This window comes from Rhodanobacter thiooxydans LCS2 (genome assembly GCF_000264375.1).
Classification (GTDB): Bacteria; Pseudomonadota; Gammaproteobacteria; order Xanthomonadales; family Rhodanobacteraceae; genus Rhodanobacter; species Rhodanobacter thiooxydans.
Window position 1 is genome coordinate 104,561 of the sequence record NZ_AJXW01000027.1, and the last position, 10,173, is coordinate 114,733.

The window sequence follows — 10,173 nt, forward strand, 5'->3', positions numbered from 1 at the left end:
CAGGGGAGGACGGCGCGACATTCTAGCGTCCCTGCCGGGTGGACGGACTTCCGCGAGTCGAATGCCGCGGGTGATCCGTCTCGCCTGTTGCACCATCGTCGCGCCGGGGTTTGCGTTTGCCTGCGGCTATGGCAGATTGCTCCAACTTGCCTTGTATCGGGGGAACATCGCATGTCCTGTCGCCACACTGTCTGGATGACCCTGGTTCTGCTGGGAGTCTCGCAGGTTCTCGTTGGGTGCTCGAAGAAGCAGGAAGTCTCGCCGGCCCCGATCAGCGGGGAAAGGTCGAAGGCCGGTGCGATGCTGGCCTATGAGCACGTGCTGCGGATCAGGTTGCCCGGGGCCGAGATCGCCGGCCGGGTGACGGCGGCCCGGCAGGCCTGCGAGACGGGCCGTTTCGGTGCCTGCGATGTATTGCGCATCGAGCAGGCCGAGCACGACGCCGAACTCGCCGTGCGGATCGTTCCGGAAGGCGTGGAGCCGATGGCGAAGCTGGCTGCGCAAGGCGGCACGGTCGGGTTCCGGCAGACCACAGCGGAGGATCTCGCCGATGTCGTGAACGACAACCAGCGTCAGCGCGAACTGCTCGAGAAGCACGCACAACACCTGGCGGAACTGGCTGCGCGCAAAGACATCGCGGTCGCCGACCTGATTGCGCTCAGTCGCGAGCAGGCTTCGGTGGAGAGCCAACTGCAGTCGGTGCAGGCAGTGGCTGCCAACCAGCAGCGCCGGCTGGATACCAACCGGCTCGAACTGCATTTCGGCGACACCAGTGCGTACTCGCGCAGTGGGCGTATCGGCGATGGCTTTTCCGGCCTGCTCGACGAAACCACCGAGGGCGTGACCGATGCGCTGCGGCTGCTGGGCTACGGTCTGCCGTTCCTGATCCTGGCTTTCCCACTGGCATTGCTGTGGCTCTGGCTGTGGCGTCGATTCACCCGTCGCGGGCGAATGCAGGAGCGTTGACGAGGCGAGGCCGGGCTGTTGCGTCCGGTGTGGTGCCAACGCCTATTTCCTTGCCGCCGGCTTGCCGGGCCGCATCGTGTCGGAGCTGCGCAGCTGCTGCAGCACGGTGCGGCAGGTGTTGTCGCCGTTGTCGCCGTGGCTGGGGGCGATCAGGGCGAGCAGGGCCGCCGGCGCGGCGACCGCGCCGAGTGCGACGGCGCCTGCGCCGCGCGCCAGCAACGGGCCGGCGTGCACGCCGACGTCCGGGTTTTTCAGCGTGCCGCGGACGTAAAGCGGCGAGCGCAGCGAGAACACGCGCAGGCCCTTGGTGTGCGGCTTCACGTCGAGGTCGAGCTTCTCGCTGGCCAGGTTCACCGTGCCGGTCACGTTGACCAGCGCGTCGCCGGTGTCGAACACGAACAGGCGCATGTCGAACAGGCCGTTGCTCGCGGCCATGTCGGTGGCGGCGCAGTTGATCGGCACCGTCTTGTCGCCGAACAGCTTGCCGATGACGATGTTGGCCACGTTGAGGCCGGCGGTTTCCAGCAGGGTTTTGCTGATCGCACCATCGTTCATCAGCAGCGTCAGCTCGCCGTTCGCGCTGCCGAGCAGGGCGGCCACCGAGTTGCCCTGCGCATCGAGCGCGGCGTCGCCGTTGATCTCGCCGAGGCTGGTGCGCATCGGCTCGAAGGTCGGGAACAACTGCTTGAGCTTGAGGTGGCGCGCGTTGAGTTTCAGCAGACCGCGCATCGGTGTGCGGCTGCCGTCGAGGCTCACGTTGCTGCGCACCGTGCCGCCGGCCAGGCCGAAGCTCAGCGGGTCGAGGTACAACGCGCCGTTGTTCATCACCAGGTGGGTGCTGAGCGAGTCGATCGGCAGCGCCGCACCGCGCACGATGCGCGCGCCGGTGAAGTTCACGTCAGCGTCCATCGCCCGCCAGCGCCCGGTGCGGAACGGTTCCACCGGCAGCAGCTTGTCGGCTGGCTGCGGCGTGGCGTCGCCGCGCTGCGCCTTTTCGGCGCGGGAGTCGGCACCGATCAGCGGGGCGAGGTCGGCGAAGCGCAGCAGCTTCGAGTGCACCTCGCCGCTCAGCTTGGGCCGCGCGCCGCCGGTAACGAACAGCAGGTTGCCGGAAAGATCGCTGCCGCCGACGCGGCCGCGGAAACCCTGGTAGCTGTAGCGGCTGCCGCCACGATGCAGCTCGGCCTTGAGATGGCCCTCGGTAGCGTACGGCGGCGTGTCGGGCAGGGTGATGCCGGTGATCGGGTAGAGCCTGGCCATGCTGGAGCCGGAGAACCACAGGCGCACATCGAGCGCGCCCAGGTGCAGCGGATCGGTCAGTGTGCCGACCAGCGCGATGTGGCTGTCGCCAATGCGCAGGTCGGCCTGCAGCGGCAACGGCATGCTCTTGTCCTGCAGCGCCAGCACGGCGCCGGTGCGGCCCTTGCCCTTGAGCGGGCTGCCCTGGTAGCTGCCTTCAGCGGTCCAGCCGAACTGGTAGACGGTCGACGCGGTCGCCTGGCCGACCTTTTCCGGCGTGGCCTCGCCGCCGGCCATGGCCTTGGTCGCCGCCGCACCGGCCGTCTTGCCGGCCTGCCCGCGCGCATCGCTGGATTGCTGCGCCACGATCTGCTCGTAGGGAATGGCCTGCTGTAGTGGCTCCACCACCAGCTTGAGTTTCACCCGGCTGGCGGCGTCGTCGAGTGTGATCACTCCCTGATCGAAGCCGATCGTGCCCAGCTGCAGTTTCCAGGCGGAGGGCACGGTGCTTTGCGGCAGCGTGAAATCCCAGCTGGCACGGCCCGATTTGTCGCGCTCCAGATCGACGGTGGGACGCACCAACTGCAGCGTGGGCACGTCGATGCGGTGCGCCAGCAGCGCCGGCAACGACAGCCGGAAGCGCAGCGCGTCGAGGTGGGCGAACCGCGGTTGCGCGGCCCAGTCCGGGTTGGCGATGCTGATGTCGCGCGCGGTGAACTCGGGCCACGGGATCCAGGAGGCTGGCCAGCCGCCGAGGCGGTCGCGCCGCCAGTCGACGGTCAGCGCGCCGTTGATTGCGAACGGTCGTCCGATGGCCTGGCTGACCTTGTCGGCGATGAATGGCTTCGCGCGGTTCCAGTCGAACATGGCGACCGCGAGCAGCAGCACTGCGAGCAGCACCAGCAGCGTGCCCGCGATCCAGCTGAGTACTTTCCGGTGGCGTTGCATCCGACACTCCTGCAGCGGTCGGCCTCGCGCGTCGTGCGGACGCGTCGAGGCAGCGGCATCAGTGATAGCCGCAGGCATGCAAAGGTTATGTGGTGACGGCCGGATTTCATTCGCCGTTCACGCGTACTTGCCGGGTGAACGACATGTCGCGGTTTCCGCAAGCGGTCAGACCGGCAAGGTCACCGACGCGCGTGGGCCGGATGTTCGCCCCGCCGACGCGAACGTCTAGTGCGCCGACTTCGCCTCGCGCACCGGCACCTCGATGCTGCACAGGTCGACCTTGCCAGCCGGCCTCGTGTAGAACGCGTTGCGGCCGTTGCGCCTGGCCTCGACCAGCGCGGCGAAGCTGGCGCTGTCGGTGCGCAGCACCTCGATCGCCGGGCGCTGCGCGGCAGGGAGATCGGCGGCGAGGCGCACGGATTCGATGGTGACGCGTTGCTCCGGCTTCGCGTAAAAGCCCATCGGCTCGGGTCCGCGCGGGAGGCCGGACAGCAGCGGCATGCCTTCCAGCACGCGGCCGGCCACGGCGAGGTTGCGGTCGAGCCGGCGCGGCGCCTGCCCGATCACCGCGTACAGCGAGCTGCCACTGCCGGTTTTCGGCGCCACGTCGCGCGCTACGCCGACCATGCCGTAGCAGTGCGCCAGCCATTGCTGCCCGCTGGCCGGGTCGCGCGCCACCGGGAAGCCTTCGCTGAAACCCACCTCGGGCGCGTACACGTCGCCGTCCGGCAGCGGTGTCCACGGCAGCTTGGCGTCGATCGCGCGGGTGAACTCCGGGGACAGCGTCTTGCTGGCCTGGCCCAGCGAACGAAGCTTGCTCTTGTCGCCGTTGTCGTCGTCATTGGGGTCGCCCCACTGGGTGACGAAGTTGTCCTGCACGCGGACGATCGCCAGCCCGTCAAAGTAGTGCTGGCGCACCAGGGTGCGGATGTTGGCGGCGTGCAGCGGGGTGAAGTCCGGCGCCAGCTCGATCAGCACGCGCCCGCTCGGCAACTGCATGAGCAGCAGGTTCTGCGGGTCCGGCGTGCGCCATTCGGCCGGCGCGGATCTGGCCAGGATCTCCTTCGGGGTCGGCGTGGGCTTGTCCTGTTCGGCGGCGGCTGGCAGCACCAGCAGGCTGCCGGCCAGGGCAAGCGCGGTCACGAGGTGGCGGCGGAGCATGGCATTCCCCTTGCGCAAACGATGGGCGAGGGCGGCAACTTAGCAGAGTGCCGACGGGCACGACACCAAAGGCTCTGCAACAGCACTGTCTTGCAAACCGGGCATGTTTGTCGCCCGTGGTGGCAGCGCCAGCCCATTCGCCGGATGTACCGGGCGAATCCGCAATGTATTTGCCAAGTAATTGAAATACAAAAGAAATATTTGGATATTCCCTCAAGTTAACGAGGTGGCCGCCGTTAGCTTGGTGGTCCCGTCCAACCCGGTCCCTCCATGCGCCTGCGCTTTCCTGCTTTCTCCTCGTTCGGTGCGCGCCTGGCGGTGCGGCTGGCCGGCACCGTGGTGTTGCTTCTGCTGGTGTGCGCCGGGTCCGCCCTGTTGCTTGCGGGCGCCGACGCGCGACTGCGGCACGTGGTGTCGGACACCCTCGCGCCGGTGGCGTACGTGGGACGGATCCAGAACGACTACAACGACATGCTGCAGTCGGTGACGCACGCCGCGCTGACCGAATTGCCCTCGTCCGTCGATGACGCCGAGCTCCAGGTCAAGACCCGTCGCATCGATGTCCGCAAGCACTGGGGACCGCTCGGGGCGAGCGGTCTCGGCGCCCGGCAGCGGCAATTGCTGGCGCTGACGGAAACCCATCGCATCGCGGCGGATGCGGCCGTCGACGAGGTGATCGCCCTGCTCAAGGCGGAGCAGTTCGACCTGGCGCGGCTGAAGGTCTCGAACGACGTGGAAAACGCCTTCGGTCCGCTCAAGAGCGACTTTTCCAACCTGTTCGCGCTGGCGCTTGCCGACGGCGAGGCGCAAGCGGTGCTGCAGCACCAGGCGAACCGGCGCGGCTTGTATGCGTTGATCCTGTTGGTGGCCACTGCGCTGGGGCTGACGCTATGGATGGACCTGCGCATCATGCGCTCGCTGACCGGCCGCCTGGCTGTCGCGGCGCGGGCGGCCGCGCGCATCGCGAAGGGCGCGCTGGGCGAGCCGATCGAGCCCGGGCACGACGACGAGATCGGTCGCCTGCTGCGCAGCCTCGATGGCATGGACCGCCAGTTGGCCGCGGTGATCGGCCTGGTGCGCGACCGGTCGCGCCTGCTCGACCGCCATGCCGCCGACATCGCCGCTGGCAATGACGCGCTCGGTCGGCGCACCGAGCTGCAGGCGCAGCAACTGCGGCGCACCTCCGGCGCCATGGCCAGCATCGCGGCGACCCTCACCGAAAACGCGCGGCTGGGCAGGGACGCCGATCGCGCGGCAGGCGAGGCGCGCGAGCAGACCGCGCACGGCCGGCTTGCCGTCGATGAAGCCATCGGTTCGATGGAAGCCATCGACCGCACCAGTCGCCGCATGGGCGACATGCTGGACCTGATCGACCAGGTGGCCTTCCAGACCCGGCTGCTTTCCCTCAATGCAGCCATCGAGGCCGCCCGGGCCGGCGCACACGGCCGTGGGTTCGCGGCCGTGGCCACCGAGGTGCGCCAGCTGGCCCAGCGTTGCGCGGAGGCGGCGCGGGACATCCGTGGGCTGGTCAAGGCGAGCGACGACGCCGTGCGCAGCGGGCTGGGCCGGGTCGCCCGGGCCGGCGAGGTGATCGAAAGCATCGGCAGCAGCGTCGATCGCCTGGCCGAGGCGATGGCGGCCATGCTGGTGGCCGGCCGCGGGCAGGCCGGCGAGATCACCGCGGTGAACCAGGCGGTGATCGACATGGAGGCGATGACGCGGGAGAACGCCGCGCTCGGCGAACAGGCTGCCATGGCGAGCCGTGCGATGCGGGAAAGCGCCACGGCCCTGCTGGACGAAGTCGGCTTCTTCACCCTGGCGGAGGTGCCGGCCCCGCTGCGGGTCGACGACGAGCCCGTCACATCTGCGCGCCCCTTGGTCGCCCACCTTCTTCCGGCCCTCACCTGAGCAGACGGTCAAGCCCAAATGAGCATGGTCATCGGTCCAGACAATCGCGGTCCATCGCTGCTCGACCAGGCAGCCGGCGGCAGCGGGCTGCGGGCGGTGTTCCAGCCAGTGGTGCGGCTCGACGACATGACCGTGGTCGCGCACGAAGGCCTGTGCCGGCCGGCGGAAGGCGCGCAGGACCTCAGCGTGCTCGACATGCTCGACCTGGCCCGTGCCAAGGGGCGGCTCGGCGAGTTCGAGCTGCTGGCCGCCCGCACCGTCTGCACCGCTTTTGCCAGGCAGTCCGCGGGTGGCCGCCTGCTGGTCAATCTCAGCGCGCACGCCATCCTGGACGGCGGGCTACAGCCGGACCTGCTGATCGCGGTCCTGTCGGGTGCCGGCATCGGCATCGACCGCATCACGGTCGAGATCACCGAGCGCGACATCGTGCAGAACCCCACCGAGCTCGCGCACGCCGTCGGCTATCTGCGCGCCCGCGGCACGCGCATCGCGCTGGATGATTTCGGCAACGGCCATTCCAACTTCGAAATGTGGAACGAGCTTCACCCCGAAATAGTGAAGATCGATCGCTACCTTGTGCACGGGCTGGCGCGCAGCGCGGAAAAACTCGCGATCGTCCGCGCGCTGTGCAGCGTCGCCGAGACGCTCGGCGCCGACCTGGTGGGCGAAGGTGTGGAGGATGCCGCGGACCTGCGGCTGCTGCGGGAGCTGGGCATTTCCTACGCCCAGGGCTTCCTGCTGGGACGGCCGCAGGTCGAGGCCCTCGCCGCGGTCAGCGACGAGGCCCGCGAGGCGATCCGCGGGCACGTGGTGCCGGTACCGCCGCGACCGCGCGGCCCGGTCACGCTGCGGCCGGTGCAGGCCGGTCATCTGGTAATTTCTGCCCCGGCCGTCACCCTGCAGCAGACCAACGACGACGTGGCGGTGCTGTTCGCGCGGCACAACGAACTGCACGCCATAGCGGTCACCGACGCGGAACGACCGGTGGGCCTCATCAATCGCCGCGTGTTCACCGAGCGCCTTGCACAGCCGTTCGCGCGCGAGCTGTTCGGGCGGAAATCCTGCGATGCCTTCATGCACGTCGCGCCCCTGCTCTGCGAGGAGGGCCAGTCGCTGGAGAGCATGGCCGACGTGCTGCGCGGCGAGGACCAGCGCTACCTGACCGACGGCTTCATCATCACCCGCGGCGGGCGCTACCTGGGGCTCGGCACCGGCGAATCGCTGGTGCGGCGCGTGACCGAGCAGCGCATCGAGGCGGCGCGCTACGCCAACCCGCTTACCTTCCTGCCGGGCAACATCCCGGTGACCGAGCACATGGAACGGCTGATGCGCGAGCAGCGGGTATTCGTCGCCGCCTACGTGGACCTGAACGACTTCAAGCCATTCAACGACCAATACGGCTACTTCCGCGGCGACGAGATGATCCGCCTGCTGGCGGCGATTCTCACTGCGCGGATCGACCCGGCGCGCGACTTCGTCGGCCACATCGGCGGCGACGATTTCATCCTGCTGTTCCAGAGCGCCGACTGGGAGTCGCGCTGCCGCACCATCATCGCCGAGTTCAACGAGCGTTCGCGGGCCCTGTTCGATGCCGAGGACCTCGCCCAGGGCGGCATCGAGGGCGAGGATCGCCGTGGTGCGCGGCAGTTCTTCGCGCTGGCCACCGCGTCGATCGGTGCGGTGCGCATCCAGGCCCCGTTTCCCCGCCGCCCGGAAGTGATCGCCACGCTGGCGGCCCGCGCCAAGCGGCACGCCAAGCGCGAGCGGCTGGGCTTCCACGTGTTGCTGGCCCCCGCGAGCGAGGCGACGGAGCCTGTCCGCTGAGCCGCATCGGGGCGGCATGGTTGCGGTGCCATGTTCGCAGATGCTGTTCGGCTTGGGCATGACTTCAGGCCCATGCACTAGTATCAAGTTCACACTATGGTTCACTCAACGCCATGCGGCAGTACGGGTGAGCTGAAGTGGACGACAGCGTCAGCCAGTTGAAGAAGTTCCAGAAGGAGCTGTCCAGCGGCACCGTGTCGCTGGTGCTGCTGGCGGTGCTGGGGCTGTCGCGCCAGCCCATGTACGGCTACCAGATCGCCAAGCGGCTCGAAGAAACGGGCGAGGGGGTGCTGGCCGGCAAGCAGAGCGCGCTGTATCCGGTGCTGCGCAACCTGGAGGCGGCCGGCCTGCTCGCCAGCGAGGTGGGGCCGTCCGTCAGCGGGCCGCCGCGCCGCTATTACCGCATTACCAAGCCGGGGCGCGAGGTACTGCGCGAATGGGTCGCCGCATGGAAGGCCACCCGCGATTCCGTCGACAACGTCTTGCAAGGAGGGGTGTCATGAACGCGCCACGCACCATCGTCGAATACCTTGAGCAGTTGCGTGCCGCGCTGCGCGGCGCCGATCCGGCGCTGATCCAGGACGCGCTGTACGACGCCGAGGAACACCTGCGCGCCGAACTGGCCGAGCAGCCCGATCGCAGCGAAGCGGCGATGCTGGAGCACGTCGTCGGCAGCTATGGCGCGCCGGATGAGGTGGCCGAGATCTACCGCGACCAGGAGATCAGGATCCAGCGCGCGCTGCGCCCGCCGCGGCCGCCGAAGCGTCGTTCGCTGGCCGGGCGTTTCTTCGGCGTTGCCGCCGATCCGCGCACCTACGGCGCGCTGTTCTACATGCTGCTGGCGCTGGCCACCGGCATCTTCTACTTCACCTGGGCGGTGACCGGGCTGTCGCTGTCGGTGGGGTTGTCGGTGCTGATCATCGGCCTGCCGTTCATCGTGCTGTTCTTCGGCAGCGTGCGCGTGCTGTCGCTGGTGGAAGGGCGCATCGTGGAGGCGATGCTCGGCATGCGCATGCCGCGCCGGCCGGTGTATCCCACCCAGGGCATGACCCTGATGCAGCGCATCGGCAGCATGTTCACCGACGTGCACACCTGGACCACGCTTTGCTACATGTGGCTGATGCTGCCGCTGGGCATCGTCTATTTCACGCTGGTAGTGACCCTGCTCAGCGTGTCGGTGGCGTTCATCGGCGCGCCGCTGGCAATGCTGTTCCGCGATGACAGCTGGTTGTCCTGGCCGCGCCAGGTCACCGTGGACTGGGGCTTCGGCGCACATGTGCCGGGCTGGGGCGACGCGATCGCGATGTGCGTGATCGGCATCGTGCTGCTGTTCGCCACCCTGCACCTGGCGCGCGCGCTGGGCCGGGTGCACGGCCAGGTCGCCAAGCACATGCTGGTGCCGCGCGCGGCGGATTGAAGACCACCCGGTTACCATGCGGCCTTTGCCGGACCGACTGCCGATGCCCAAGACCTACGACCGCGCCTATTTCGACAAGTGGTACCGCGACCCGCGGCATGCGGTGGGCTCGCCGGCGGAGCTGAAACGCAAGGTGGCGATGGTGGTGGCGCAGGCGGAGTACTACCTGGGCCGGCCGATCCGCAACGTGCTCGACGTGGGCTGCGGGGAGGCCACCTGGCGTACGCCGCTGCGCGCACTGCGGCCGGACATCGCCTATCGCGGGCTGGATGCCAGCGAGTACGTGGTGGCCCGCTACGGGCGCAGCCGCAGCATCGGCCTGGCGCGCTTCGGCCAGCTGGAACAGCTGCGCTTCGACACCCGCTTTGACCTGATCGTGTGCGCCGACGTGCTGCATTACCTGAAGCCGGTGGAGATCCGCGCCGGGCTGCAGGGCATCGGCGAGATGCTCGAAGGCGTGGCGTTCCTGGAGGTGTTCACCAGCCGCGACGACGTGGCCGGCGACCGCCACGGTTTCGTGGCGCGCACACCGGCGTGGTACCTGCGCGAATTCGGTCGGGTGGGGCTGCTGCCGTGCGGCTCGCATTGTTATCTCGGGCCGCGGCTGGAACGCCACATCGCGGCGCTGGAACGGGCGCAGTTGCCGGCCTGATTGGCTGCCAAGCACCTCAGTTCGCGATGCTCTTGCTTCGTAGGGCGGGCAGCGCCCG

General features: G+C 68.7%; 8 protein-coding genes. 6 read left to right on the forward strand and 2 right to left on the reverse strand.

What is annotated here, in order from left to right; all coding sequences use genetic code 11:
* Nucleotides 1–195 precede the first annotated feature (195 nt).
* Entirely contained in the window at nt 196–966 is a 771-nt protein-coding gene (locus UUA_RS06725) for a DUF4349 domain-containing protein (protein ID WP_081491518.1), read from the forward strand.
* 42 nt (nt 967–1,008) lie between these two features.
* Here UUA_RS06725 and UUA_RS06730 read toward each other — a convergent pair whose 3' ends face one another.
* Complete coding sequence (locus tag UUA_RS06730; RefSeq protein ID WP_008435354.1) at nt 1,009–3,153, reverse strand: AsmA family protein; 2,145 nt, start codon at nt 3,151–3,153, stop codon at nt 1,009–1,011.
* Between the two features lie 225 nt (nt 3,154–3,378).
* A complete protein-coding gene (locus UUA_RS06735; protein WP_008435355.1) occupies nt 3,379–4,314 on the reverse strand; it encodes a peptidylprolyl isomerase in 936 nt (311 codons plus the stop codon).
* 318 nt (nt 4,315–4,632) lie between these two features.
* On the opposite strand from UUA_RS06735, the gene UUA_RS06740 reads away from it, so the two are divergent.
* The 5 genes from UUA_RS06740 (at nt 4,633) to UUA_RS06760 (ending at nt 10,115) form a co-directional block, all read left to right on the forward strand.
* Nucleotides 4,633–6,222, forward strand: coding sequence for a methyl-accepting chemotaxis protein (locus tag UUA_RS06740; RefSeq protein ID WP_235605926.1), 1,590 nt, complete (start codon nt 4,633–4,635; stop codon nt 6,220–6,222).
* 18 nt (nt 6,223–6,240) lie between these two features.
* A complete protein-coding gene (locus UUA_RS06745) occupies nt 6,241–8,046 on the forward strand; it encodes an EAL domain-containing protein (RefSeq protein WP_008435363.1) in 1,806 nt (601 codons plus the stop codon).
* Between the two features lie 137 nt (nt 8,047–8,183).
* Complete coding sequence (locus tag UUA_RS06750; protein ID WP_008435365.1) at nt 8,184–8,549, forward strand: PadR family transcriptional regulator; 366 nt, start codon at nt 8,184–8,186, stop codon at nt 8,547–8,549.
* A complete protein-coding gene (locus tag UUA_RS06755; RefSeq protein ID WP_008435366.1) occupies nt 8,546–9,463 on the forward strand; it encodes a sensor domain-containing protein in 918 nt (305 codons plus the stop codon). The genes UUA_RS06750 and UUA_RS06755 overlap by 4 nt, the downstream gene beginning before the upstream one ends.
* Nucleotides 9,464–9,506: 43 nt before the next feature.
* Nucleotides 9,507–10,115: a class I SAM-dependent DNA methyltransferase gene (locus tag UUA_RS06760; RefSeq protein WP_008435367.1), complete on the forward strand. Its 609-nt coding sequence runs from the start codon at nt 9,507–9,509 to the stop codon at nt 10,113–10,115.
* Nucleotides 10,116–10,173: the final 58 nt, after the last annotated feature.